Origin of the sequence: Rhizobacter sp. AJA081-3 (assembly GCF_017795745.1) — a bacterium.
GTDB lineage: Bacteria > Pseudomonadota > Gammaproteobacteria > Burkholderiales > Burkholderiaceae_C > Piscinibacter.
The window spans coordinates 1,971,663-1,994,086 of sequence record NZ_CP059067.1 but is presented as its reverse complement, the minus strand read 5'-3'; the positions used below and the strand labels follow the sequence as shown (position 1 = coordinate 1,994,086).

Genomic DNA, 22,424 nt, shown 5'->3' with positions numbered 1-22,424 from the left:
ATGAATGAGCAGATGGTGAGACCTCTTTCGACGCAACGGATCCAGGGCATCGGCGCGGCGCTGGTCGCGACGCTTCTGCTCGGCGCCTGCGCGTCGGGCAAGAACCATGCACCGGTGGAAGATCGTGCGGTCGGCGCACGCAGTGCGCCGACGATCGCGTCGGCGCAGCCGTCGCCGGGCTCCGTGCCCGCGCAACCCGCCGCCGATGCCACCAAGCCGCTGCCCGGCGCCGAGAACGCCGGCAAGCCCGGTTACTACACCGTGAAGCCCGGCGACACGATGATCCGCGTCGGTCTGGAGAGCGGCCAGAACTGGAAAGACCTGGTCAAGTGGAACAACCTCGACAACCCGAACGTGATCGAGGTCGGCCAGGTGCTGCGCGTGGTGCCACCGGGCTCCGACGCCGGCGTGTCGACGCGGCCGATCACCAGCGCGAAAGCCGAGACGCGGCCGCTGGATGCCAAGCCCGCGCCGGTGCCCGCCAGCGCGGCGCCGACGACAGCTTCGCCGAGCACCACCCTCCCTGCGGCCGCCACCACGGCCGCCGCGGCCGGCCGTGAAGGCGACGACGACATCAACTGGATCTGGCCCGCGTCCGGCCCGATCACCAGCGTGTTCGAGGAAGGCAAGAGCAAGGGCCTGGGCATTGCCGGCAAGATCGGGGACCCGGTGCTCGCCGCCGCCGAGGGCCGTGTCGTCTATGCGGGTTCGGGCCTGCGCGGCTACGGCAACCTCGTCATCCTCAAGCACAACGCCACCTACCTGACGGCCTACGCGCACAACCAGACGCTGCTGGTCAAGGAAGACCAGTCGGTCCGCCGCGGCCAGAAGATCGCCGAGATGGGTTCCACCGATTCCGATCGGGTGCTGCTGCACTTCGAGATCCGCCGGCAGGGCAAGCCGGTCGACCCGGCAAGACTGCTGCCGCCGCGCTGACGGCGACCCGCGAAAGGCCTCGACCATGCCCAGAAAGCGCACATCGCTCGACGGGACATCGGTCAGCCCGCCGCCGCCCCACAACGGCCACGCGCTGCATGCGGCCGACGGCTTCGAGGCTGAGCCGCCCGATGCCGATGCCGCGGACGGCGCCGACGGCCCCCCACTGATCGAACCTCGCATTGCCGATCTCGCCGCAGGCGAGGGTGAAGTCGGCAACACGCTGCAGACCTACCTGCGCGAGATCCGCCGCGCGCCGCTGCTGACGCCGCAGCAGGAGTTCGAGACCGCCACGCGGGCGCGCCAGGGCGACTTCGAGGCGCGCCAGGCGATGATCGAGCACAACCTGCGCCTGGTCGTCAGCATCGCCAAGAACTATCTCGGCCGCGGGCTGCCGATGCCCGACCTGATCGAGGAGGGCAACCTGGGCCTCATGCACGCGATCGGCAAGTTCGAGCCGGAGCGCGGCTTCCGCTTCTCGACCTATGCCTCGTGGTGGATCCGCCAGAGCATCGAGCGCGCGATCATGCACCAGGCCCGGTTGGTGCGACTGCCGGTGCACGTGGTGCGCGAGCTGAACCAGGTGCTGAAGGCCAGGCGCGCGCTGGAGGCCCGCATGCCCGACGGCACCGAGAGCGAACGCCAGGTGCGTGTCGAGGATGTGGCGGCCGCGGTCGGCCGGCCGGTACAGGAGGTCGTCGACCTGCTGCGCTTCGCCGAACAGCCCGCCTCACTGGACGCACCGCTGGACCGCAACCCGGCGGACGGCGGCTCCGAATCGCTGCTCGACAGCGTGGCCGACGATGGCTCGAGCGATCCGATGAGCCTGACGCTCTCGAACGAAGTCGATCGGCTGCTGGAACACGGTCTCGACGAGTTGAACGATCGCGAGCGCGAGGTGCTTGCCGGCCGCTATGGCCTTCGCGACCGCGAGCCGGAGACACTCGAGGTGCTGGCCGAGCGGCTCGGCCTCACGCGCGAACGCATCCGGCAGATCCAGCAGGAGGCGCTGCTCAAGCTCAAGCGCCGCATGCTGCGCAATGGCATCGACCGCGACTCGGTGTTTTGAACCCTCGGCCGCGGCGTACCGCAGACACCCGCCGAGGGTGTTCGCCGGCCGCTTGGGGGCGGCCCGGCGCTGGCCAGCGCCTGCTTCGACTCACATGGATTCTTCGAGCATCTGCCGATACTCGTCGCGCGTGGCGATGCGCGGGTTGGTCTTGTGGCAGTGGTCGGCCATGGCCCCGTCGATGATGCGCTCATAGAGCTCGGGGCCGACACCCATCGCGCGCAGTCCCGATGGCAGGCCCAGGCGCACGTTCATCTCGCGCACGGCCTCGGCGATCTCGGTGCCGCGGCTGTCGCAGCCGGCCAGGCCCATGGCATGCGCCAGGCGCGCCAGGCGGCGGTCGCGCACCATCGATTCCGCCGGCGCGTTGAAGCGGATCACCGCGGGCAGGAACACCGCGTTGAGCGTGCCGTGGTGCAGGCGCGGATTCACGCCGCCGAGGCTGTGGCTCAGGCTGTGCACGCAGCCGAGGCCCTTCTGGAAAGCCATGGCGCCCTGCATGCTGGCACTCATCATCTGCCAGCGCGCCTCGCGGTCGCTGCCGTTGCGCGTGGCGCGCTCGATGTTCGCCCAGCCACGCTCCAGGCCGTCCAGTCCGATGCCATCGGCCGGGGGGTTCACCGCGGGCGCCATGAAGGTCTCCAGGCAGTGCGCAATGGCATCCATGCCGGTGGCCGCGGTCAGCTGCGGCGGCAGGCCGAGGGTGAGCTCGGGGTCGCAGATCGCCGCCCTGGGCACGAGGTGCCAGCTGTGGAAGCCGAGCTTGCGGCCGTCGTCGACGATGACGATGGCGCCGCGCGCCACCTCGCTGCCGGTGCCTGCGGTGGTGGGCACGGCGATCAGCGGTGCGACACGCTCGCTGATCTTCGGGCTGCCGCCTTCGATGGTGGCGTAGGTCTTCAGCGCGCCATCGTGCGTCGCGGCGATGGCCACGCCCTTGGCCAGGTCGATGCTGGATCCGCCGCCCACGGCGATCAGCCCGTCGCACTGGCCGCTTCGGTACGCCTGCACCGCGGCGCGAACGGCCGCCTCGGTCGGGTTGGAGGGTGTCTGGTCGAATACCGCGTGGGGCAATTCGCCCAGTGCGGCAAGCGCCTTGTCGAGCACGCCGGCCGCGCGCACGCCCGCATCGGTGACGACCAGCGGACGGCGCATGCCGATGCGTTCGCACTCCTGCGGCAGCAGCTTCACGGCGCCGAAGTCGAGCTGGATCTGGGTGATGTAGTTGATGAAGGCCATGGCGCGGGAGTGTAGGCGTGGCGCTCGCCTGCGCAAGCGGGACAGCCCGATGTGGCAGACTGCGCCGCGTTCATGAGCACCCATCTTCTGACCCCGCGCATGGCCGGCGTGCTGGAGCGCATCCGGCGTGCCAAGCGGCCGGCATTCCACACCCTGTCTGCCGAGCAGGCCCGTGCCGCCTACGTGGCCGGCGCCGAGGTGCTGGACCTGCCGCGGGCGCGACTCGATCGGGTCGAAGATCTGCGCGTGCCCGGCGCCGATGGCACCGAGCTGGCCGCGCGGCGCTACTGGCCCGTGGGTACGCCACGCGGAACGCTGCTCTACCTGCACGGCGGCGGCTTCACGATCGGCGGCCTGGAGACGCACGACAGCCTGTGCCGCCAGCTCGCGCTGCTCAGCGGCGCGCAGGTTCTGGCGCTGGACTATCGGCTGGCACCCGAGCACCGCTTCCCGACCGCCGTCGACGACACCTGGGCCGCACTGCGCTGGCTGCGCGAGCAGGGCGCATCGCTGGGCTTCGACAGCGAACGCCTGGCCGTCGGCGGCGACAGCGCCGGCGGAACGCTCGCCGCAGTGGCGGCGATCCTGTCGCGCGACCACGGCCTGCCTCTGCGCGCGCAGTTGCTGATCACGCCGGGCACGACGGCGCATGCCGACACCGCGACGCACAAGCTGTTCGCCAACGGCTTCCTGCTCGACGCCGTGACCATCGAATGGTTCTTCGAGCAGTACATCGACCGCTCGCAGCGCAGCGACTGGCGTTTCGCGCCGCTGAATGCCGACTCGCTCGACGGCGTGGCGCCCGCCTGCCTGCTGCTGGCCGAGTGCGACCCCCTGTGCGACGAGGGTCTGGCCTATGCCGACCGCCTGCGCCTGGCTGGCGTCGAAGTCTCTCTGGAGTTGTACCGCGGCATGACGCATGATTTCATCAAGATGGGCCGCGTGCTCGACGAGGCCCGCCATGCGCAGGCCGCCGCCGGGGATGCATTGAGGAGGGCCTTCGAGCCATGAAACGCACCGAGTTCCGCTTCTTCGACCGCCTGCGCGTGCGCTGGGCCGAGATCGATGCGCAGAAGATCGTCTTCAATGCGCACTACCTGATGTACTTCGACACCGCCGTCGCCGGCTACTGGCGTGCGCTGGCCTTGCCCTACGCACAGACGATGGAATCACTCGGCGGCGATCTCTACGTGCGCAAGGCCACCGTCGAGTACCACGGGTCGGCGCGCTACGACGACCAGCTCGAGATCGGCATGCGCTGTGGCCGGATCGGCAACTCTTCGCTGCTGTTCGAGGGCGCGGTGTTCCGCGGCGACGAGCCGCTGATCAACGGCGAACTGGTCTACGTCTTCGCCGACCCGCACACGCAGACTTCGAGGCCCGTGCCGCAGAGCCTGCGCGACGTGCTGCAGGGTTTCGAGGCCGGGCAGGGCATGGTCGACGTCCGCGTGGGCGGCTGGGAAGAACTCGGCCGCGAGGCCAGCGCGATCCGCACCGCGGTGTTCGTCGAAGAGCAGCGAATCCCCGCCGAAATGGAGTGGGACGTCGCCGACGCCTCCTGCGTTCACGCCGTCGCCTACAACCGCTTCGGGCTGCCGCTGGCCACCGGCCGGCTGCTGCAGCATGTGCCCGGCGTGGCGAAGATCGGCCGCATGGCGGTCAGCCAGAGCCTGCGCGGCAGCGGTGTGGGCCGCCACGTGCTGGAAGCGCTGATGAAGGCAGCGCGGGCGCGCGGCGACCGCGAAGTGCTGCTTCATGCGCAGTCGAGCGCTGCGCCGTTCTATTCGCGCGCCGGCTTCGCGCCGCGTGGCCCGGAGTTCGAGGAAGCCGGCATACCGCACATCGAGATGGTGCGGGCGCTTTAGCCGATCAGGCTGAGCCGGAGACGGGTGCCCCGCGGCGGCGCTTCGGTTCGGGCCGCAACAGGCTGCGCACCCGGGTGCGGCGCACCGTCGCGGTGGCCGACACCCCGTCGATCTCGGACTCGGAGACCACGCCGCCTTGCACCGCCGGCACTGCGTCGCCCGCGTTGTAGCGCGGCGGCCAGTGGTTCAGCGTGGCCCGGCGCAGCAGCGCCACGCCACCATGCGAGGCAAAGCTGCGCTCGAGCACGTGCGTCACGTTGTGGCGATTCACGCGCTCGGTGATGATCAGCGTGGAGCAACGTGTACCGTAGCTCTGGTCGGGCGAGCGGATGAAGGCCGGCGCCAGCAAACGTTCGCGCTCCAGCCCCACCCCGGTCTCGGGCAGTTCGTCGTCGGACGGCATCTGGCGGTCGGACAGCGCCTCGAACAGCCTGTTCGCGAGTTCGTCGACCGAGCCGGACTGCGTGATCGCCTCCCGCGTGCGCGACTTCAGCGAGAGCACCTTCGGCCAAGGTGTATCCAGCCCGGCGTTGGAGATGCCGTAGACGCCGCGCTCGAGCCGCAGCGGATGGCTGCCGGTGTTGCTGGCCCAGTAGCACTCGCCCAGAGAGAAATCCGCGGCGATGAGGTTGAAGCCGTTGTAGCCGGCCAGCGCGGTGCGCATCCAGAACCGGTCGACACGCTCGCGGGCCGCCAGCCACTCCGGCACGATGCGGCCGCGCGACGGCGCCGACGGGTCGTGCCGAGACGGATCGCGCACATTGGTGAGCATCGCCAGGCGTCCTTCCGCGGTCAGCCCCAGCCAGGTGCCGCCGGCATCGAGGTCGCGGCCACCGAGGATCTGCGTGGCACCGGGCTCCGGCGTCCACCAGGCCAGGCGAGAGGCCGGTCGCGCGAAGAACTCGTCGCGGTTGGCGGCGATGACCAGCGGGAAGCGCCGGTTTTCGTCGAGAGCCAGCGTCAGCAGGCACATGGGATGAAGACCTCGGTGTGGCGCTCGCCTTCGATCAGGCCGCGAAGACACGCGGCAGACGCTTCGATCTGCTGCTGCAGTGGGGCATCGATGGCGCGGTCGGGATTCATCGTGGCGAAGGCGTAGGTTTCCATCCAGGTCAGCAACCCATCCTTCGCCTCCGGCCGGCGCAGCAGTCGCGCCACCAGGGTCGGATGCTCGAGCATGAGATGCGCCTGGAATCCGCGTACTTGCGCAGCCACCTCGGCTTCGCATTCGACGCGCGATCGATAGTAGATGAACAGCTCTCGCATGGGCTGGCCGGCTGTCCCCAGGGAAGCCCGGTCGTGACCTTTTGCCGTGCCGTCTGCCGCAGCCGCCATCAGGCGGGCGCGGCGCTTTCCGTTGGCACCGCGTAGGGCAGTTCGCGCCGCGTCAGCACGGGCCCGTCGGCCGAGCCCAGGTGCAGGCTGCCCTCGTCCAGGGCGACGAGCTTGACCTCGGCGAGGACGCGCGAGCCGCCGGCGGGCGACGGCGCGGCGTTGGCAATCAGACCGGCCGGCTGGCCGGGGTCGGCACTGTGGAACAGTTCCTGGCCGGGTTGCGCCGCCGCCGGGACGTCGAACAGGAACATGCGGCGCTTCAGCGTGCCGCGGTACTGGCTGCGCGCCACCACCTCCTGGCCGGGATAACAACCTTTCTTGAAGTCCACGCCGCCGATCAGTTCGAGGTTCACCATCTGCGGCACGAACTGGTCGACCGTCGCAGCCTCGATGACGGGAACGCCGCTGCTCACCTCGAGCCAGCGCCAGCTGTCCGCGTCCAGCGGCGCCACGCCGGAAGGCGAAGTGCCAGCCAGCAAGGCACGCGGAACACCCTGGGCATCGGGCAGGCGGATCGCCGTGCCGGCTTCGCTGCGCCGGCACTCCCACGGCTGCGCGTCGCCCAGCAGGGCCAGAGCAGCCGGGCCGGCCAGACCGTGCAGCGGCAGCTCCGCGGTGGCGTCGTCGAGCTTGCATTGCGCACGCATCACGAACATCGACAGCCGCTTGAGCGTCGGCGCGAGCAGGCTCGCCGAGCAGGCCAGCAGGATCTCGTCGGCCTCGCCTGCCCACACGATGAAACTGGCCTGCAGCCTGCCCTTGGCGGAGCAGAAGCCGGCCGGCACGGCGCGGCCAGGGCCCAGGTTCAGCATGTCGCTGGTGAGCTGGCCATGGAGGAAGCGGGCGGCGTCGGCCCCTCGGGCGCGGATCACGCCCCAGTGGGCCAGACGCACGACACCATTGGTATCGAGGGTGTGTTCCATGCCCCGATTATCATCAGCCGCCATGAATTGCTTCGCACTGGGGTTTCACGGCATCGGCCAGGGTGGTCTGCGCCGATGAAGTGGATCATCCGCCTCGTCGTCGTGCTGGTCATCGTTGCGCTCGGTGCCGCCGGCGCGGCAGCGTGGTGGCTGCAGCAGCCGCTGAAGCTGTCGGGCGAGACGGTCGAGCTGTCGATCGAGCAAGGCGAACTGCCGCGCGACATCGCCCAAGGCTGGGTCCGTGCCGGCGTGCAGGCGCCTCGCTGGGCGCTGTACGAGTGGTTCCGCTGGTCGGGCAAGGCCAAGCGCATCCGCGCCGGCAGTTACGAGATCGGCGCCGGCACGACACCCGTCACCCTGCTCGAGAAGATGGTGCGCGGCGACGAGACGCTGGCCACGGTGCGCCTGATCGAAGGCTGGACCTTCCGGCAGTTCCGCGCCGAGCTCGCCAAGGCCGACGCGCTGAAGCCGACCACCGCCGCGATGAGCGACGCTCAGATCATGGAGGCGCTCGGGCAGCCAGGCGTGGCCCCGGAAGGGCGCTTCTATCCGGACACCTACGCCTACAGCAAGGGCAGCGCCGACCTCGCCGTGCTCAAGCGCGCCTTGCGTGCCATGCGCCAGCGTGTCGACGAGGCCTGGGCCGCCCGCGCGCCCGACCTTCCGCTGCGCACACCGGACGAGGCGCTGACGCTGGCTTCGATCGTCGAGAAGGAAACCGGCGCAGCGGCCGAGCGCGCACGCATTGCGGCCGTGTTCGTGAACCGCCTGCGCATCGGCATGCCGCTGCAGACCGACCCGACGGTGATCTACGGCCTGGGCGAGGCTTTCGACGGCAACCTGCGCAAGCGCGACCTGCAGACCGACACGCCCTACAACACCTACACGCGTCCGGGCTTGCCGCCCACGCCCATCGCCATGCCGGGTGCGGCGTCGCTGCGCGCGACGGTCAAGCCCGAGGCCTCGAAGGCGCTCTACTTCGTCGCGCGCGGCGACGGCAGCAGCGAGTTCAGCGAGACGCTCGCCGAGCATAATCGCGCGGTCAACAAGTACCAGCGCGGCCGCTAGGCCCCCAGCACAACGCGTGAGCGGCCGCTTCATCACCTTCGAAGGCATCGACGGCGCCGGCAAGTCCACCCACATCGTCGCGCTGGCGCAACGGCTGCGCGAGCGTGGTGCCGAGGTCGTTCGCACACGCGAGCCCGGCGGCACCGAACTGGCCGAGAAACTGCGCGAGCTGGTGCTGCATGCCCCGATGGATGCACTCACCGAGGCCTTGCTCGTGTTCGCTGCGCGGCGCGACCATGTGCAGCAGCTCGTCGCGCCTGCATTGGCCCGCAATGCCACCGTGGTCTGCGACCGATTCACCGATGCGACCTTCGCCTACCAGGGTGGCGGCCGCGGCTTCGATGCCCAGGTACTCGCCCAGCTGGAGCGCTGGGTGCACGGGGACTTGCAGCCGCAGCTCACCTTCTGGCTCGACCTGCCCGCTGCGGAAGCGGCCCGTCGCCGCGCCGCAGCGCGAGCCGCCGACCGCTTCGAGAGCGAAGACATCGCCTTCTTCGATCGGGTGCGGGCAGGGTATGCAGCTCGCATGGCGGCCGACCCGGGCCGCTTCGTGCGCATCGATTCCTCGCTCGAGCGCGAGGCCGTCTGGGCACAGATCGACGCCGAGCTCGTGAGGCGCGGATGGTAGGCACGGACGGCGCGCTGCCACTGCCCTGGTTGGGCGACTGGCTGGACACGGCGCTGCGCACGCAGCGTGGCCACGCCGTGCTGATCCATGGGCCGCAGGGCATCGGCCAATGGCAGCTGTCGCTGACGCTGGCGCAGGCCTGGCTGTGCGATGCCGACGCCGGCGCTCGCCGCCCGTGCGGTACCTGCTCTTCGTGCCGGCTGGTGCAGGCACGCTCGCACCCGGACCTGCTCGTGCTGCTGCCCGAGGCGCTGCAAGGGCCACTGGGCTGGACGGTCGGCGACCCGGAGGCGGAAGCGCCCGAGACCGGCAGCAAGACCCGCCAGCCCAGCAAGGAGATCAAGGTCGAGGCCGTTCGCGCTGCCGTCGCATTTGCACAGACGACGCCGGCGCGAAACGCCGGCAAGGTCGTCGTGCTGCACCCGGCCGAGCGCATGAACGGCATCTCGGCCAACGCCCTGCTGAAGACGCTCGAGGAGCCCGCCGGCACGGCGCGCTTCATCCTGAGCAGTTCGGCGCCTCAGTCGCTGCTGCCGACCATCCGCAGCCGTTGCCAGGCGCTCGGCTTGGCACTGCCGGACCCGGTGCAGGCCACCGCCTGGTTGGCCGGGCAGGGTGTGGCCTCGGCGGAGGTCGTGCTCGCGGCCGCCGGCGGCCAGCCGCTGGATGCATTGGAATGGGTACGCGAAGGCCTGGACGCCAAGCTGTGGGCGCGCCTGCCGGCGATCGTGGCGCAAGGAGACGCCGCGCCGCTGACGGGCTGGCCGATCGCTCGTGTCGTCGATGCATTGCAGAAGCTCTGCCACGACGTTCTCAGCGTGAGCGTCGGTGCGGCGCCGCGCTTCTTTCCCGCAGGCGCAGTGACGGCACGCCCCGGCACCGCGCCGATCAGCCAATGGTCCAGGGAGCTGCTTCGCGCCGCACGCCAGGCCGAGCATCCACTGAATTCAGGGCTGATGATCGAGGCACTTGTCTCACGAGCGCGCCTGGCCCTGATGCCGGGGCAGGGCCGCTAGCCCGGTCCAGGCTGTGTTTCGGTACACTGCGCCGCATGAGTGAAGCCCCAGGACGAAGCATGCTGCCCGGAGCGCCCGCCACCGCGGCCGGGTCGCGGCCAAGCGTCATTCAGCTGGTGTTTCGCGAGAAGGGCGCGCTGTACGCGGCCTACATGCCGGTGTTCTCGGACGGTGGCCTGTTCGTGCCGACCACGCGCGAGTACCGGCTCGGCGAAGACATCTACCTGCTGCTCTCGCTGCCCGAAGACCCGCAGCGTTACCCGGTGGCCGGCAAGGTCGGCTGGATCACGCCAGCGAACGCCTCGGGCGGCCGCACTCAGGGAGTCGGCGTGCGCTTCCCGACCGACGAGAAGACCCGCCTGCTCAAGCTGAAGATCGAAGAGATCCTCGGCACCTCCATCTCCTCGGCTAAGCCGACGCAGACCATCTGAGGCCTTCGCCTCGCCACGGCCGGTACACCCGGCCGCCCATGCCATGTTCGTCGACTCACACTGCCACCTGAGCTTTCCGGGGCTCGCCGAGCGCATTGACGACATCCGCGCCGACATGGCCGCGGCATCGGTCGATCGTGCGCTGTGCATCTGCACGACGCTGGAAGAATTCGACACGGTCCAGGGGCTGGCCGCGCGCTTCGACAACTTCTGGTGCAGCGCCGGCGTGCACCCCGACAACGAAGGCGTGCGCGAACCCCGCATCGAAGACCTTCTCGAGCTGGCGCAGCGGCCGCGCGTGGTGGCCATCGGAGAGACGGGGCTCGACTACTACCGGCTCAATGGTCGCAGTCTCGACGACATGGAATGGCAGCGCGAGCGCTTCCGGGTCCATATCCGCGCCGCGCGTGCCACCGGGCTGCCGCTCGTCGTGCACACCCGCAGCGCCTCGGCCGACACCGTTCGCCTGCTGCGGGAGGAGGGCGCCGAGGCGGTCGGCGGCGTGTTCCATTGCTTCACCGAGACGATGCAGGTCGCCCGCGAGGCGCTGGACCTTGGCTTTCACATCTCCTTCTCGGGCATCCTGACCTTCAAGACGGCTGTGGAGCTCCAGGAGGTCGCGCGCTACGTCCCGCTGGAGCGCTGCCTGATCGAGACGGACAGCCCGTACCTGGCACCCGTGCCATTCCGCGGCAAGACAAACACGCCGGCCCTCGTGCCCTATGTCGCGCGCAAGCTGGCCGAGCTCAAGTCTGTCGACGTCGAGGAGGTCGCCGCAGCGACCAGCCACAACTTCGAGAGGCTATTCAAGACTTCATTAAGGACTTGAATAACACGTCATAAGAGATTGTCATGTCGTATTTTCGAGTTCAAAGGTTCATTGGCCTAAAGTTCGCACTCAACTTTAAGTATGTTTTCTATCTATCTATCGCAATTGCATTTTCTTCAGCAAACGCCGGAGCCTACGAGGATCTCTTCAAGGCCGTGATCCGCGATGACGTTGCCTGGCTCCGCAGCCTGCTCCAGCAAGGTGTGGATCCCAACAGCCGCGACCCGAAAGGCTACCCAGCCCTGTCCCTGGCCCTCAGGCGCGAGTCGCCGGGCGCCTTTGCGCTCCTCTTGGCGCATCCGGCCACTGACGTGAATGCGCTCAATGCGGCCGGCGAGTCTGCGTTGATGCTCGCGGCCATTGCCGGCGATCTGGAGTCCAGCCAACGACTGCTGGCGCGTGGCGCCCGGCTGGACGGGCCCGGGTGGACGCCGCTTCACTATGCGGCCAGCGGCCCGAACACCCGGCTGGTGGAACTGCTGCTGGCCCGGGGCGCGACGCTGGAGGCGGAAGCCCCCAACGGCACCACCCCATTGATGCTGGCGGCACAGACCGGGCCCGAGTCCACCGTCGAGCTGCTGCTTCGTCAGGGCGCCGACGCAAGACGGCGCAACCAACGGGATCTGCAGGCTGCCGACTTTGCGCGCCTGGGCGGACGCGACTGGTTGGCCGACCGCCTCGAACTGATGACGAAGTGACTTGGCGGGAACAGTTCACGGCGCGAGGGCCTTGTCGGATTTCTTCCTACAAGCCGAATGGCGCCACGATGACTTCCAGCACCCGGAGCCAAGCCTAGAGTCGGCTTCACCCCAGTGCCCTTATCGGAGGTTCTCGATGCACTCAGTTCAGCCCGTCGCCAATCCGTTTGCGCTCCTGCTCAATCCCGAGGCCGTCGTCGCCGAGATGGAGCGCTCGGAGCGCCTGAACCGCCTTTCCAGCCGCATTTGCCGCCCACTGGATCGCCCGCATCCGGCCGACACCAGCGAGAGCCAGGCCAACGATTCGAACCTCGTGATGCTCGATTCAGAGGATTCGCCGCGCATCGGTTGACGCCGGGTCAAATACGCTACGATGTATATTATGTCAACTAGCGTACTGAAGAGGAAAGCTGGCGTCGCCCTGGCGTCCTTCGCCCTCTTCGGCGCAGCCCTCGTCACCGAAACGGCCCAAGCCGTCGAGTTGTTCGGTGGCATCGGCACCACCGGCCTCGAAATCGGGCTGGGCAGCCGCATCGGCTCGAACACCGGCCTGCGCATGGATGCCGAGTTCCTCGACTACAGCCGCAGCTTCGATCGCAATGGCGCCAGCTACGACACCAAACTGAAGTTCTCGACCCTCGGGGTCTACGGCGACTACTTCCTCGGCAGCAGTTTCCGGTTCACCGCGGGCGCACTGATCGGACAGCGCAAGGCGTCGGGCAACGGCGTCGCAACGAACGGCACGATCACCATCAACGGAACCACTTACCCGGCCGCAGGCGAAAGCGTCGACGCGGAAGCCAGGTTCCCGTCGTTCGCCCCGTATCTGGGCATCGGTTTCGGCCATGCACAAATCAGCAAGGGCCTGAGCTTCTACTTCGATGCAGGTGTCGCGATCGGCAAGGCCGACGCGAAGATCACAGCCTCGCCCGGCTTGGTGGCTGCCGCGGGCCAGCCCAACATCGATGCCGAGCAGCGCAACCTGCAGGAAAGCGTCGACAAGCTGAAGTTCTTTCCGGCCGTGAAGTTCGGGCTCGGCTACACCTTCTGAGCAGTCGCCAGCACCAACGAAAACGGGCCCCGAAGGGCCCGTTTCGCTTGCTGTCTGGCGGAGTCGGAGGGATTCGAACCCTCGATGCAGGTTTTGCCCACATACTCCCTTAGCAGGGGAGCACCTTCGGCCACTCGGTCACGACTCCGGCGAAGGCTCGCATTCTAGCCGCGAACGCGGCGCTCTCAGGCAGGCGCCTGCTCGAGATCGAAGGCCTTGTGCAATGCACGCACGGCGAGTTCCATGTACTTCTCGTCGATCACCACGCTGGTCTTGATCTCGCTGGTGGTGATCATCTGGATGTTGATGCCCTCGTCGCTCAGCGCCTTGAACATGCGGCTGGCCACGCCCACGTGCGATCGCATGCCGATGCCGACGATGCTGACCTTGCAGATCTTCGTATCGCCCGACACTTCGGCGGCGCCGGTGCTGGGCACGACCGTCGACTTCAGCAACTCCATCGTGCGCGCGTAGTCGTTGCGGTGCACGGTGAACGAGAAGTCCGTCTTTCCATCGTGCGAGACGTTCTGGATGATCACGTCGATGTCGATGTTCGCATCGGCCACCGGGCCGAGGATCTGGTACGCGATGCCGGGCCTGTCCGGCACCCCGAGCAGGCTGATCTTGGCTTCATCGCGGTTGAATGCGATGCCCGACACGACGGCTTGTTCCATTTTTGCGTCTTCCTCGAAAGTGATCAGCGTGCCCGAGCGGGCTTCTTCGTCGATGGCGATGTCCCAGGGCGTGAAGCTCGACAGCACGCGCATCGGCACGCGGTACTTGCCGGCGAACTCCACCGAACGGATCTGCAGCACCTTGGAGCCGAGGCTCGCCATCTCCAGCATCTCCTCGAAGCTGATGCTGTGCAGGCGTCGCGCCTCCGGCACGATGCGCGGGTCGGTGGTGTAGACGCCGTCGACGTCGGTGTAGATCAGGCACTCGTCGGCCTTCAGCGCCGCGGCCACGGCCACTGCCGAGGTGTCCGAGCCACCGCGGCCCAGCGTGGTGATGTTGCCGTCGCCGTCGACGCCCTGGAAGCCGGTGATGACGACCACCTTGCCGGCGGCCAGGTCGGCACGCACGCGCTGATCGTCGATGCTCTGGATGCGCGCCTTGGTGTACGAGCTGTCGGTGGCGATCGGCACCTGCCAACCCGCATAGCTGACGGCCGGCATGCCTTCGGCCTGCAGCGCGATGGCCAGGAGGCCCACCGAGACCTGCTCGCCGGTCGAGGCGATCATGTCGAGTTCGCGCTGGAACTCAGGGGTGGTCGACGCCGGAGAGAGGTCCTTGGCCAGCGCGAGCAGGCGGTTGGTCTCGCCGCTCATGGCCGAGGGCACGACCACCATCTGGTGCCCTGCCCGCGCCCATTTGGCGACGCGCTTGGCGACGTTGCGGATGCGCTCGGTCGAGCCCATCGATGTGCCGCCGTACTTGTGAACGATGAGTGCCATGAAGATGCAAGCTCGCGGTGATTGCTCGAAGGGGGTCACGCCGCGCTCGTGAACCGCGCATTTTAGCCGGCCGTGGAAGGCTCCCAGTGCAGGCCCACCAGCGGCTGGCCGGGCAGGCCGATCACCCGCGCGTCCAGGCCGAGTCCGGGAACGAAGACAAGCTGCCCGCCGCTGTAGAGCAGCGGCCCCTCGCGCTGCCAGGCGGGCACACCTTGCGCCTGGTACTGCTTCTTCAGGCTGCGCGGCGGGCGGCCGATGCCGGCCTGGAACTGTTCGCCGCCCGAGCGAGAGCGCAACTCGACGTGGCCCAGCCAGGCCAGCGGCACGCCGCCCTCGTCCACCCGTGACACCACGAGGTGACCACCCCAACCCGGCAACGCATGGCGGCCGGCGTGACGCAGGCTCAAGCTCGTTTCGCGGTCGGCACGCCATACGGGCTCGTCGGCGGCCGGGGTCCAGCTCAGGATGCCTCTATGAAGCCGCAGCCGCCCTCGCCCGTGTTCCCATTGCCCTTGTTTGGCGCCGCCCAGTTCGTCCATCAGGCGAGTGACCAGACTGGCCGGCGCCGGCTGGCGGAGCTGGCCGCGCAACCAGTGGCGAAGCACGTTGGATCGGCGCACGACACTCAGCGCGAGCCACGCCGGCACGAACAAGCCCTTGGCGCTCGCCGCAGCCGACAGATCCAGGGCGGCCAGTTCGTCCAGGCAGGCCGTGGCCTCCTGGGCCCAGGCCGCGGTGTCGGCCAGCGTCGTTTGCGCTGCCGGGAAGGCCCGCTCGATCGACGGCCAGACCTGCAGACGCAGTCGGTTGCGCGCGAAGCGCGGTTCCGCATTGCTCTCGTCTTCGATGTGGCGCAGGCGATGGCGCCGCACGTAGGCGGCAATCTCCTCGGGCGCTCGTGCAAGCCAGGGCCGCAACCATCGCACGCCGTCGCGTTCGGTCTCGCGCGGCATGCCCGACAGGCCTGCAACGCCGCCGCCGCGCAGGGCCTGGATGAGCACGGTCTCGGCCTGATCTAGCCGGTGATGCGCCAGCAAGACGATGTGGGCGCCCTGCTCCAGTGCCATCTGTCTCAGTGCCCGGTAGCGCTCGCGGCGCGCCCAGGCTTCGACGCTTTCGCCCTGAGTCGGCCTCGCTTCTAGACGGGTCACGCACAAACGAATCAGCAAGCCTCGTCTTGCCCAGCGCCGGCATTGCTGTTCGCAGTGGGCGACCCAGGCTTCGGCATTCGGGCTCAGACCATGATGAACGTGAAACGCGAGCACCTCGACGCCGAGCGGCTCGGTGGCCACCAGCGTCGCATGGAGCAGCGCCGTCGAGTCGCGGCCGCCGCTCCAGGCGACGGCGATGCGGCCATCTTCCACCGCCGCCGCGGCCCGCAGGCTCAGCGCTCCTTGCTGTCGGTGAAGCGGCCGTAGGCTTGCAGGCGCTCGTAGCGCCGCTGCAGCAATTCCTTGGGCTTGAGGTCGCCGATCTGGCGCAGGGCGTCGCTCAGCGCGCGCTTGAGGAACGAGGCCATCTGCTTGTGGTCGCGATGCGCGCCACCGACAGGCTCGGTGACGATCTTGTCGATCACGCCAAGTGCCTTGAGGCGGTGCGCAGTGACGCCCAAGGCTTCGGCCGCATCGGCGGCGCGCTCCGATGTCTTCCACAGGATCGACGCACAGCCCTCCGGCGAGATGACGGAGTAGATGGAGTACTGCAGCATCAGCGTCTGATCGCCCACGCTGATGGCCAGCGCGCCGCCGGAGCCGCCCTCGCCGATGATGGTGCACACGATGGGCACCTCGAGCTGCGCCATCTCGAAGATGTTGCGGCCGATCGCCTCGGACTGGCCACGCTCTTCCGCGCCGATGCCCGGGTATGCGCCGGGCGTGTCGACGAAGGTGAACACCGGCAGGCCGAACTTCTCGGCCAGTTTCATCAGGCGCAGCGCCTTGCGGTAACCCTCGGGGCGAGACATGCCGAAGTTGCGCAACCCGCGCTCCTTCGTGTCGCGGCCCTTCTGGTGACCGATGACCATGCAGGCCTGGCCGTTGAAGCGCGCCAGGCCGCCGACGATGGACAGGTCGTCGGCGAAGTGACGGTCGCCGTGCAGTTCCTGGAAGTCAGTGAAGATCTCGTTGACGTAGTCGAGCGTGTAGGGCCGTTGCGGGTGGCGCGCGATCTGCGTCACCTGCCAGGGCGTCAGGCTCGAATAGATGTCCTTGGTGAGTTGCAGGCTCTTCTTGCTCAGTCGATCGATCTCCTCGGAGATGTCGACGGCAGACTCGCTCTGCACGTAGCGCAACTCCTCGATCTTCGACTCGAGCTCGGCCACAGGCTGCTCGAACTCCAGGAAATGCCGTTTGCTCATGGGTGGGTCCCCTCGTCGTTCTTCTGCGCCCCGCGACGGGTCAGTAGTCTACCGGCAGCGGGTCCAGGCTGCGCCAGATGTACCAGGTGGCGACGGATCGGTAAGGTGCCCAGGCGTCGCCGACCTCGCGTGCCTCGGCGCGCGACACCGGCTCGCCGCTGAAGTAGTTGACGCTGATGCCCTTGATCAGGCCCAGGTCGTCCAGCGGCAGCACGTTCGGGCGCATCAGGTGGAAGATGAGGAACATCTCCGCCGTCCAGCGGCCGATGCCGCGGATGGCGACGAGTTCCTCGATGATGGCCTCGTCGTCCATCTGCTGCCACTGACGCACGTGCACCGTGCCGGCTTCGAAGTTCTGCGCCAGGTCGAGCAGGTACTCGACCTTGCGCGCCGACAGCCCGGCGCCGCGCGCGTCGGCGATGTCCAGCGCCATCACCGACGCTGGCCGCAGCTTGGTGCGCGGGTCGGGCACGAGGGCGGTGAAGCGGTCCCACACCGACTGCGCCGCCTTCACCGAGATCTGCTGGCCGACGATCGAGCGTGCCAGCGTCGTGAACGCATCGCCGCGGCTCTGCAGGCGGCCCTCGCCGAACTGCGGGATCAGCTTTCGCATGACCCGGTCGCGGCGCGACAGGTGCTTGCACGCGTCGTCCCAGTACTCGGGGGTGGTCCCCAGCTTGGCGGGCGTCACCGGCGTCAGCCCTTCACCCAGGTGGTGCCCTGCGGCGAGTCCTTCAGGACGATGCCATCGGCGGCCAGTTCCTGGCGGATGCGATCGGCCCGCACGAAGTCGCGCGCGGCCTTGGCCTGCGCGCGTGCCTCGATGCGCTGTGCGATGGCCGCTTCGTCCAGCCCGCTGCCGGCCTGCATGAAGCTGCGCGGCACCTGCTGCAGCACACCGAGCGTGGCACCGAGCCCCTTGAGCAGCGCAGCCGTCTGCGGCGAACGCGTGCGGTTGAGTTCGCCAGCCAGGTCGAACAGCACGGCAAACGCCACCGGTGTGTTGAAGTCGTCGTTCATCGCGGCGCGGAAGGCGGCGGCCTGGGGCTGGCCCCAGTCGACCTCGATCGCCGGCACGTCGATCCCGTCGAGCGCGGTGTACAGCCTGCGCAACGCGCTGCGCGCATCGTCGAGGTTCGCATCGCTGAAGTTGAACGGGCTGCGGTAGTGCGTGCGCAGCATGAAGAAGCGGATCGTCTCGCCGTCGAAGTGCTTGAGCACGTCGCGGATGGTGAAGAAGTTGCCCAGCGACTTCGACATCTTCACGTTGTCGACGTTGAGGAAGCCGTTGTGCATCCACACGTTGACGAAGCGCTGGCCGTTGGCGCCTTCGCTCTGCGCGATCTCGTTCTCGTGGTGCGGGAAGATCAGGTCCAGTCCGCCGCCATGGATGTCGAAGTGTTCGCCCAGCAGCGAGCAGCCCATGGCCGAGCACTCGATGTGCCAGCCGGGGCGGCCGCTTCCGAACGCGCTGTCCCACTTGGCATCGGCCGGTTCGGTCGGCTTGGCCGACTTCCAGAGCACGAAGTCCAGCGGGTCCTCCTTGCCGTCGAGCACTGCCACGCGCTCGCCGGCGCGCAACTGGTCGATCGACTTGCCGGAGAGCTTGCCGTAGCCCTCGAACTTGCGCACAGAGTAGTTCACGTCGCCGTTGCTGGAGCGATAGGCCAGGCCCTTGCGCTCGAGCGTGGCGATCATCTCGAGCATCTGCGGCACGAATTCGGTGGCGCGCGGCTCGTGCGAGGGCGGCAGCACGCCGAGTTGTGCGATGTCCTGGTGCATCGCCTCGGTCATCTCGGCCGTCAGCTGGCGGATCGGAATGCCGCGCTCGACGGCACGCTTGATGATCTTGTCGTCGATGTCGGTGATGTTGCGCACATAGGTGACTTCGTAGCCCAGCGTGCGCAGCCAGCGGTAGACCATGTCGAACACGAGCAGGAAGCGCGCGTGGCCCACGTGGCACAGGTCGTAGATCGTCATCCCGCACACGTACATGCGCACGTGGTTCGGGTCGATCGGCGTGAAGGTCTCGATGTCCCGCGAGAGCGTGTTGTGGATGCGCAGCGTCATGGGCCGTTCGGCGGGTTCGCCGCGGGGCTGGTGCGAGCCGCCGCGGGATGATTCATGTCGGGGATCGGCCACACTGGTGAGTGCGGCCGATACGGCCCTGCGACGCGTCCGGTCGAGGGCCCTGAACTACAATGAAATCAGTATAGCGGGACCGCCCGGAGCCCGGCTCCGAGGCAAACCGCAGTGTCCTTGCACCGCCCTCCCCGCGCTCCCTTCACGATGAGGCATTCCCGTTCCTGGCTGATCTGCCTGGCGTTCGCCGGCCTGACGGGTTGCGGCGTGGCGCGGGCCGACGAGCTGGCCGAGGTGCAGCGCCTTCACGCAGCCGGCCAGACGGATCAGGCGATGCAGCGCGCCGAGAAATACCTGGCGGCCAAGCCGAAGGATGCGCAGATGCGCTTTGCCGTCGGCGTGATGCAGGCCGAGACGCGCCGCGGCACCGAGGCAATGAGCACGTTCGAGCGGCTGGTCGAGGACTATCCCGAACTGCCCGAACCCTACAACAACCTCGCCACGCTGAAGGCCGCCGCGGGCGACTACGAGGGCGCGAAAGCCTCGCTCGACCAGGCCTTGCGCGCCAACCCGAACCTGGCGCTGGCCCACGAAAACATGGGCGACGTGCAGCTCATGCTGGCGATGCGCGCCTATGGCCGTGTGCTCCAGCTCGATCCCGCCAACAGCACCGTGCCCGCCAAGCTCGCGCTGTTGCGGCAACTGCTCAAGGTGCCGGCTCGCGCCACACCCTGAATCCGAAGTCCCCCACCGAAGGAGTTTCCTCCCGATGAATGTCCGACGAATCTGCCATGCCCTGGCCATTGCCTCGCTGGCGCTCGGTACCCACCTCGCCGCCCAAGCGCAGAAGGTCAAGCTCGCCACCAGCGCCGGCGACATCGTCATCGAGCTCGATGCCGCGAAGGCGCCCAAGACGGTGGCCAATTTCGTCGAGTACGTGAAGGCGGGGCACTACGACGGCACGGTGTTCCACCGCGTCATCCCGAACTTCATGATCCAGGGCGGCGGCATGACAGCCGACCTGCAGGAGAAGCCTACCCGCGCGTCGATTCCGCTGGAAAGCCGCAACGGCCTGGACAACGTGCGCGGCACGGTGGCCATGGCGCGCCGCGGCGACCCGAACTCGGCGACGGCACAGTTCTTCATCAACGTGCGCGACAACGCCTTCCTGAACGCCGCGCAGTCGCAGGACGGCAACGGCTACGCCGTGTTCGGCAAGGTCGTCGCCGGCATGGACGTGGTCGACAAGATCCGCGTCGTGCCCACCGGCAACAAGGGCCCGTACCAGAACGTGCCGAACGAGCCCGTGACCATCACCAAAGCCACCCTGGAGAAATGAGATGAGCACCAAGGTCCTACTGCAGACGAGCAAGGGCGAGATCACGATCGAGCTCGACGACGCCAAGGCGCCGGCCTCCGCCGCCAACTTCATCGAATACGTGAAGGGCGGCCACTACGACAACACGGTGTTCCACCGCGTCATCCCCGGCTTCATGATCCAAGGCGGCGGCTTCGAGCCCGGCATGCGCCAGAAGTCCACCCGAGCGCCGATCGAGAACGAATCGGCCAACGGGCTGACCAACGATCACTACACCGTCGCCATGGCACGCACCTCGGCGCCGCACTCGGCGACGGCGCAGTTCTTCATCAACGCCACCAACAACGGCTTCCTGAACAAGGCGCAGTCGCAGGACGGCTGGGGTTATGCCGTGTTCGGCAAGGTGACGGCCGGCAAGGACGTGGTCGACGCCATCGAGAAGGTCAAGACCGGCCGCAGCGGCGGGCATGGCGACGTGCCGGTGGAAGACGTGCTGATCCAGCGCGCCACCGTGCTCGACTGAGTCCGGCCCGCGTCTCCATGCCCACGCCTGCGCCGCTGCCGACCTTCTGGGAGCTCGTGGCGCCGGCAGACTGGACGGCGGTGGATCTCATCAGCGACCTGCACCTGTCGGCGCAGACGCCGCGCACCTTCGAGGCCTGGGCGGCGCACATGCGCGACACGCCGGCGTCGGCTGTCATCATCCTCGGCGACCTGTTCGAGGTGTGGATCGGCGACGATGCGCGGCATGAAGGCTTCGAGTCACAGTGTGCCGACGTGCTGGCCGAGGCCGCCTCGCGCATGACGGTGGCGTTCATGTGCGGCAACCGCGACTTTCTGGTCGGTGGCGAGATGCTGCGCGACTGCGGGGTGCGCGCCCTGCCCGATCCGACCGTGCTGGTGGCCTTCGGTGAGCGCCTGCTGCTGTCGCACGGTGATGCGCTATGCCTCGACGATCACGAGTACCAGCAGTTCCGCGCCCAGGTGCGCTCGCTGGCCTGGCAGCGCGAGTTCCTCGGGCGGCCGCTCGAACAGCGCCACGCGCTGGCGCGCTCCATGCGTGACCACAGCGAGCAGCGCAAGCGCGGCAAGCCGGTCGAGGACTGGGTGGACATCGACAAGGGCACGGCCGTGCGCTGGATGCACGAGGCGAGCGCGCCGACGCTGATCCACGGCCACACCCATCGACCCCAGCACGAAGACCTGGCGCCGGGTTTCGTGCGCGAGGTGCTCAGCGACTGGGATCTCGACGATGCCCGGGCGCCGCGTGCCGAGGTGATGCGGCTGCGCCGCTCGGGCCTCGCGCGCGTCCCGCTGGCCAGGTGAGCACTCCATGATCGGCGGTTGGTGGCGCCGGCGGCGCGAGGCGCGCATGCTCGTGCAGCGAGCGATCCCCGAAGACTTGTGGCGCTTGACGCTGTCGCGCTTCCCGTTTCTCGTGCACCGCACCGTCGACGACCTGCAGCGTCTGCGCGAACTCAGCACGCTGTTCTTGGCCGACAAAGAGTTCGCCGGCATGCAGGGGCTCGAAGTCGACGACGGCATGGCCGTGGCCATCGCTGCGCAGGCCTGCCTGCCGATCCTGCGGCTGGGCCTGTCGCAGTACGACGCCTTCAAGGGCATCGTCGTCCACCCGGACGTCGTCGTGGCCCGCCGTGAGGTGATGGACGAAGACGGCGTCGTGCACCACTACGATGAGGAGCTCTCCGGCGAGGCCATGGAGGGCGGCCCGGTGATGCTGTCGTGGCGCGACGTGGCCGACGCCGGCGACAGCGCGGCCTGGGGCTACAACGTGGTCATCCACGAGTTCGCGCATGTGCTGGACATGCGCGATGGCGCACCCGATGGTGTGCCGCTGTTGCCGGACCGCGCGGCGCGCGAACGGTGGCTGGCCGTGCTGGAGCCGCAGTGGCAGGACTTCTGCGCGCGCGTGGACGCCGGCGAGGACACGCTGATCGACCCCTACGGGGCGGAGGCGATCGACGAGTTCTTCGCGGTGGCCTCTGAAGTGTTCTTCGTCGATGCACCGGCGCTGCGTGCCGAGCATCCGCAGCTGTACGAACTGCTCGCCGGCTACTACCGGCAGGATCCGGCCGCACCATGAAGAAGGGGCCCGAAGGCCCCTT

Annotated in this window: 27 protein-coding genes and 1 tRNA gene; 18 read left to right on the top strand and 10 right to left on the bottom strand. The window is 68.4% G+C overall.

Annotated features, from left to right (window positions below):
* Positions 1–12: 12 nt before the first annotated feature.
* Positions 13–936: a peptidoglycan DD-metalloendopeptidase family protein gene (locus HZ992_RS09550; RefSeq protein WP_209386420.1), complete on the top strand. Its 924-nt coding sequence runs from the start codon at positions 13–15 to the stop codon at positions 934–936.
* A 25-nt stretch (positions 937–961) separates the two neighbouring features.
* The gene (rpoS, locus tag HZ992_RS09545) at positions 962–2,005 is read left to right on the top strand and encodes an RNA polymerase sigma factor RpoS (RefSeq protein WP_209386419.1); all 1,044 of its coding nucleotides are present in this window, start codon (positions 962–964) and stop codon (positions 2,003–2,005) included.
* 90 nt (positions 2,006–2,095) lie between these two features.
* Here rpoS and HZ992_RS09540 read toward each other — a convergent pair whose 3' ends face one another.
* A complete protein-coding gene (locus HZ992_RS09540) occupies positions 2,096–3,244 on the bottom strand; it encodes an iron-containing alcohol dehydrogenase (RefSeq protein WP_209386418.1) in 1,149 nt (382 codons plus the stop codon).
* Between the two features lie 72 nt (positions 3,245–3,316).
* Between HZ992_RS09540 and HZ992_RS09535 the strand changes: the two genes are divergently transcribed.
* Both HZ992_RS09535 and HZ992_RS09530 read left to right on the top strand, forming a co-directional pair.
* A complete protein-coding gene (locus HZ992_RS09535; RefSeq protein ID WP_245213412.1) occupies positions 3,317–4,255 on the top strand; it encodes an alpha/beta hydrolase in 939 nt (312 codons plus the stop codon).
* A complete protein-coding gene (locus HZ992_RS09530) occupies positions 4,252–5,109 on the top strand; it encodes a YbgC/FadM family acyl-CoA thioesterase (protein WP_209386417.1) in 858 nt (285 codons plus the stop codon). Before HZ992_RS09535 ends, HZ992_RS09530 begins: the two co-directional genes overlap by 4 nt.
* Positions 5,110–5,113: 4 nt before the next feature.
* Here the strand turns inward: HZ992_RS09530 and HZ992_RS09525 are convergent, their stop codons facing one another.
* The 3 genes from HZ992_RS09525 to HZ992_RS09515 are packed head-to-tail and all read right to left on the bottom strand — an operon-like array spanning position 5,114 to position 7,391.
* Positions 5,114–6,082 carry an NRDE family protein gene (locus HZ992_RS09525; RefSeq protein WP_209386416.1) on the bottom strand — a complete coding sequence of 323 codons (969 nt, stop codon included), beginning with the start codon at positions 6,080–6,082 and terminating at the stop codon, positions 5,114–5,116.
* On the bottom strand, positions 6,070–6,444 hold the full coding sequence (locus HZ992_RS09520; RefSeq protein WP_209386415.1) for a DUF4936 family protein: 375 nt from the start codon (positions 6,442–6,444) through the stop codon (positions 6,070–6,072). The genes HZ992_RS09525 and HZ992_RS09520 overlap by 13 nt, the downstream gene beginning before the upstream one ends.
* Positions 6,444–7,391, bottom strand: coding sequence for a CAF17-like 4Fe-4S cluster assembly/insertion protein YgfZ (locus HZ992_RS09515; protein WP_371816802.1), 948 nt, complete (start codon positions 7,389–7,391; stop codon positions 6,444–6,446). The genes HZ992_RS09520 and HZ992_RS09515 overlap by 1 nt, the downstream gene beginning before the upstream one ends.
* A 51-nt stretch (positions 7,392–7,442) precedes the next feature.
* Between HZ992_RS09515 and mltG the strand changes: the two genes are divergently transcribed.
* The 8 genes from mltG to HZ992_RS09475 all read left to right on the top strand — a co-directional run bounded on the left by mltG (position 7,443) and on the right by HZ992_RS09475 (position 13,088).
* The gene (gene mltG, locus HZ992_RS09510) at positions 7,443–8,435 is read left to right on the top strand and encodes an endolytic transglycosylase MltG (RefSeq protein ID WP_209386413.1); all 993 of its coding nucleotides are present in this window, start codon (positions 7,443–7,445) and stop codon (positions 8,433–8,435) included.
* Between the two features lie 16 nt (positions 8,436–8,451).
* The gene (gene tmk / locus HZ992_RS09505; RefSeq protein ID WP_209386412.1) at positions 8,452–9,063 is read left to right on the top strand and encodes a dTMP kinase; all 612 of its coding nucleotides are present in this window, start codon (positions 8,452–8,454) and stop codon (positions 9,061–9,063) included.
* Complete coding sequence (gene holB, locus HZ992_RS09500; protein WP_209386411.1) at positions 9,057–10,079, top strand: DNA polymerase III subunit delta'; 1,023 nt, start codon at positions 9,057–9,059, stop codon at positions 10,077–10,079. Before tmk ends, holB begins: the two co-directional genes overlap by 7 nt.
* Before the next feature lie 59 nt (positions 10,080–10,138).
* Entirely contained in the window at positions 10,139–10,510 is a 372-nt protein-coding gene (locus HZ992_RS09495; protein ID WP_209386410.1) for a PilZ domain-containing protein, read from the top strand.
* 43 nt (positions 10,511–10,553) lie between these two features.
* Positions 10,554–11,339 carry a TatD family hydrolase gene (locus tag HZ992_RS09490; RefSeq protein ID WP_209386409.1) on the top strand — a complete coding sequence of 262 codons (786 nt, stop codon included), beginning with the start codon at positions 10,554–10,556 and terminating at the stop codon, positions 11,337–11,339.
* Positions 11,340–11,362: 23 nt separating this feature from the next.
* On the top strand, positions 11,363–12,037 hold the full coding sequence (locus HZ992_RS09485) for an ankyrin repeat domain-containing protein (protein ID WP_209386408.1): 675 nt from the start codon (positions 11,363–11,365) through the stop codon (positions 12,035–12,037).
* Positions 12,038–12,173: 136 nt separating this feature from the next.
* Entirely contained in the window at positions 12,174–12,389 is a 216-nt protein-coding gene (locus HZ992_RS09480; RefSeq protein ID WP_209386407.1) for a hypothetical protein, read from the top strand.
* A 21-nt stretch (positions 12,390–12,410) separates the two neighbouring features.
* Positions 12,411–13,088, top strand: a complete 678-nt coding sequence (locus tag HZ992_RS09475; protein WP_209386406.1) for a hypothetical protein — start codon at positions 12,411–12,413, stop codon at positions 13,086–13,088.
* A 55-nt stretch (positions 13,089–13,143) separates the two neighbouring features.
* Here HZ992_RS09475 and HZ992_RS09470 read toward each other — a convergent pair.
* From HZ992_RS09470 to tilS, 3 genes are all read right to left on the bottom strand, one after another.
* A tRNA-Ser gene (locus HZ992_RS09470) sits at positions 13,144–13,236 on the bottom strand.
* A gap of 37 nt (positions 13,237–13,273) precedes the next feature.
* Complete coding sequence (locus tag HZ992_RS09465) at positions 13,274–14,542, bottom strand: aspartate kinase (protein WP_209386405.1); 1,269 nt, start codon at positions 14,540–14,542, stop codon at positions 13,274–13,276.
* A 62-nt stretch (positions 14,543–14,604) separates the two neighbouring features.
* Positions 14,605–15,834: a tRNA lysidine(34) synthetase TilS gene (tilS, locus tag HZ992_RS09460; RefSeq protein ID WP_245213479.1), complete on the bottom strand. Its 1,230-nt coding sequence runs from the start codon at positions 15,832–15,834 to the stop codon at positions 14,605–14,607.
* On the opposite strand from tilS, the gene HZ992_RS25710 reads away from it, so the two are divergent.
* A complete protein-coding gene (locus HZ992_RS25710) occupies positions 15,784–15,960 on the top strand; it encodes a hypothetical protein (protein WP_245213527.1) in 177 nt (58 codons plus the stop codon). The genes tilS and HZ992_RS25710 overlap by 51 nt on opposite strands.
* Here HZ992_RS25710 and HZ992_RS09455 read toward each other — a convergent pair.
* The 3 genes from HZ992_RS09455 to cysS are packed head-to-tail and all read right to left on the bottom strand — an operon-like array spanning position 15,927 to position 18,968.
* A complete protein-coding gene (locus HZ992_RS09455) occupies positions 15,927–16,898 on the bottom strand; it encodes an acetyl-CoA carboxylase carboxyltransferase subunit alpha (RefSeq protein WP_209386404.1) in 972 nt (323 codons plus the stop codon). The genes HZ992_RS25710 and HZ992_RS09455 overlap by 34 nt on opposite strands.
* Positions 16,899–16,938: 40 nt before the next feature.
* The gene (locus tag HZ992_RS09450) at positions 16,939–17,598 is read right to left on the bottom strand and encodes a DNA-3-methyladenine glycosylase family protein (protein ID WP_371816823.1); all 660 of its coding nucleotides are present in this window, start codon (positions 17,596–17,598) and stop codon (positions 16,939–16,941) included.
* Positions 17,595–18,968, bottom strand: coding sequence for a cysteine--tRNA ligase (gene cysS, locus HZ992_RS09445; RefSeq protein ID WP_209386403.1), 1,374 nt, complete (start codon positions 18,966–18,968; stop codon positions 17,595–17,597). Before cysS ends, HZ992_RS09450 begins: the two co-directional genes overlap by 4 nt.
* A gap of 219 nt (positions 18,969–19,187) precedes the next feature.
* On the opposite strand from cysS, the gene HZ992_RS09440 reads away from it, so the two are divergent.
* The 5 genes from HZ992_RS09440 to HZ992_RS09420 are packed head-to-tail and all read left to right on the top strand — an operon-like array spanning position 19,188 to position 22,402.
* Positions 19,188–19,715, top strand: coding sequence for a tetratricopeptide repeat protein (locus tag HZ992_RS09440; protein ID WP_209386402.1), 528 nt, complete (start codon positions 19,188–19,190; stop codon positions 19,713–19,715).
* A gap of 34 nt (positions 19,716–19,749) precedes the next feature.
* Positions 19,750–20,319, top strand: coding sequence for a peptidylprolyl isomerase (locus HZ992_RS09435; protein WP_209386401.1), 570 nt, complete (start codon positions 19,750–19,752; stop codon positions 20,317–20,319).
* A 1-nt stretch (position 20,320) separates the two neighbouring features.
* A complete protein-coding gene (locus HZ992_RS09430) occupies positions 20,321–20,821 on the top strand; it encodes a peptidylprolyl isomerase (RefSeq protein WP_209386400.1) in 501 nt (166 codons plus the stop codon).
* 17 nt (positions 20,822–20,838) lie between these two features.
* Entirely contained in the window at positions 20,839–21,624 is a 786-nt protein-coding gene (locus HZ992_RS09425; RefSeq protein ID WP_209386399.1) for a UDP-2,3-diacylglucosamine diphosphatase, read from the top strand.
* A gap of 7 nt (positions 21,625–21,631) precedes the next feature.
* Positions 21,632–22,402 carry a M90 family metallopeptidase gene (locus HZ992_RS09420; protein WP_209386398.1) on the top strand — a complete coding sequence of 257 codons (771 nt, stop codon included), beginning with the start codon at positions 21,632–21,634 and terminating at the stop codon, positions 22,400–22,402.
* Positions 22,403–22,424: the final 22 nt, after the last annotated feature.

Coding starts and splice junctions, on each gene's coding strand:
- HZ992_RS09525 (WP_209386416.1), bottom strand. CDS start 6,082: ATGTGCCTGCTGACGCTGGCTCTCGACGAAAACCGGCGCTTCCCGCTG.
- HZ992_RS09465 (WP_209386405.1), bottom strand. CDS start 14,542: ATGGCACTCATCGTTCACAAGTACGGCGGCACATCGATGGGCTCGACC.
- HZ992_RS09455 (WP_209386404.1), bottom strand. CDS start 16,898: ATGAGCAAACGGCATTTCCTGGAGTTCGAGCAGCCTGTGGCCGAGCTC.
- HZ992_RS09515 (WP_371816802.1), bottom strand. CDS start 7,391: ATGGCGGCTGATGATAATCGGGGCATGGAACACACCCTCGATACCAAT.
- rpoS (WP_209386419.1), top strand. CDS start 962: ATGCCCAGAAAGCGCACATCGCTCGACGGGACATCGGTCAGCCCGCCG.
- HZ992_RS09430 (WP_209386400.1), top strand. CDS start 20,321: ATGAGCACCAAGGTCCTACTGCAGACGAGCAAGGGCGAGATCACGATC.
- HZ992_RS09435 (WP_209386401.1), top strand. CDS start 19,750: ATGAATGTCCGACGAATCTGCCATGCCCTGGCCATTGCCTCGCTGGCG.
- HZ992_RS09520 (WP_209386415.1), bottom strand. CDS start 6,444: ATGGCGGCTGCGGCAGACGGCACGGCAAAAGGTCACGACCGGGCTTCC.
- HZ992_RS09535 (WP_245213412.1), top strand. CDS start 3,317: ATGAGCACCCATCTTCTGACCCCGCGCATGGCCGGCGTGCTGGAGCGC.
- HZ992_RS09425 (WP_209386399.1), top strand. CDS start 20,839: ATGCCCACGCCTGCGCCGCTGCCGACCTTCTGGGAGCTCGTGGCGCCG.
- HZ992_RS09550 (WP_209386420.1), top strand. CDS start 13: ATGGTGAGACCTCTTTCGACGCAACGGATCCAGGGCATCGGCGCGGCG.
- HZ992_RS09440 (WP_209386402.1), top strand. CDS start 19,188: ATGAGGCATTCCCGTTCCTGGCTGATCTGCCTGGCGTTCGCCGGCCTG.
- mltG (WP_209386413.1), top strand. CDS start 7,443: ATGAAGTGGATCATCCGCCTCGTCGTCGTGCTGGTCATCGTTGCGCTC.
- HZ992_RS09485 (WP_209386408.1), top strand. CDS start 11,363: ATGTCGTATTTTCGAGTTCAAAGGTTCATTGGCCTAAAGTTCGCACTC.
- HZ992_RS09480 (WP_209386407.1), top strand. CDS start 12,174: ATGCACTCAGTTCAGCCCGTCGCCAATCCGTTTGCGCTCCTGCTCAAT.
- cysS (WP_209386403.1), bottom strand. CDS start 18,968: ATGACGCTGCGCATCCACAACACGCTCTCGCGGGACATCGAGACCTTC.
- HZ992_RS25710 (WP_245213527.1), top strand. CDS start 15,784: ATGATGAACGTGAAACGCGAGCACCTCGACGCCGAGCGGCTCGGTGGC.
- holB (WP_209386411.1), top strand. CDS start 9,057: ATGGTAGGCACGGACGGCGCGCTGCCACTGCCCTGGTTGGGCGACTGG.
- HZ992_RS09475 (WP_209386406.1), top strand. CDS start 12,411: ATGTATATTATGTCAACTAGCGTACTGAAGAGGAAAGCTGGCGTCGCC.
- HZ992_RS09530 (WP_209386417.1), top strand. CDS start 4,252: ATGAAACGCACCGAGTTCCGCTTCTTCGACCGCCTGCGCGTGCGCTGG.
- HZ992_RS09495 (WP_209386410.1), top strand. CDS start 10,139: ATGCTGCCCGGAGCGCCCGCCACCGCGGCCGGGTCGCGGCCAAGCGTC.
- HZ992_RS09490 (WP_209386409.1), top strand. CDS start 10,554: ATGTTCGTCGACTCACACTGCCACCTGAGCTTTCCGGGGCTCGCCGAG.
- HZ992_RS09540 (WP_209386418.1), bottom strand. CDS start 3,244: ATGGCCTTCATCAACTACATCACCCAGATCCAGCTCGACTTCGGCGCC.
- HZ992_RS09420 (WP_209386398.1), top strand. CDS start 21,632: ATGATCGGCGGTTGGTGGCGCCGGCGGCGCGAGGCGCGCATGCTCGTG.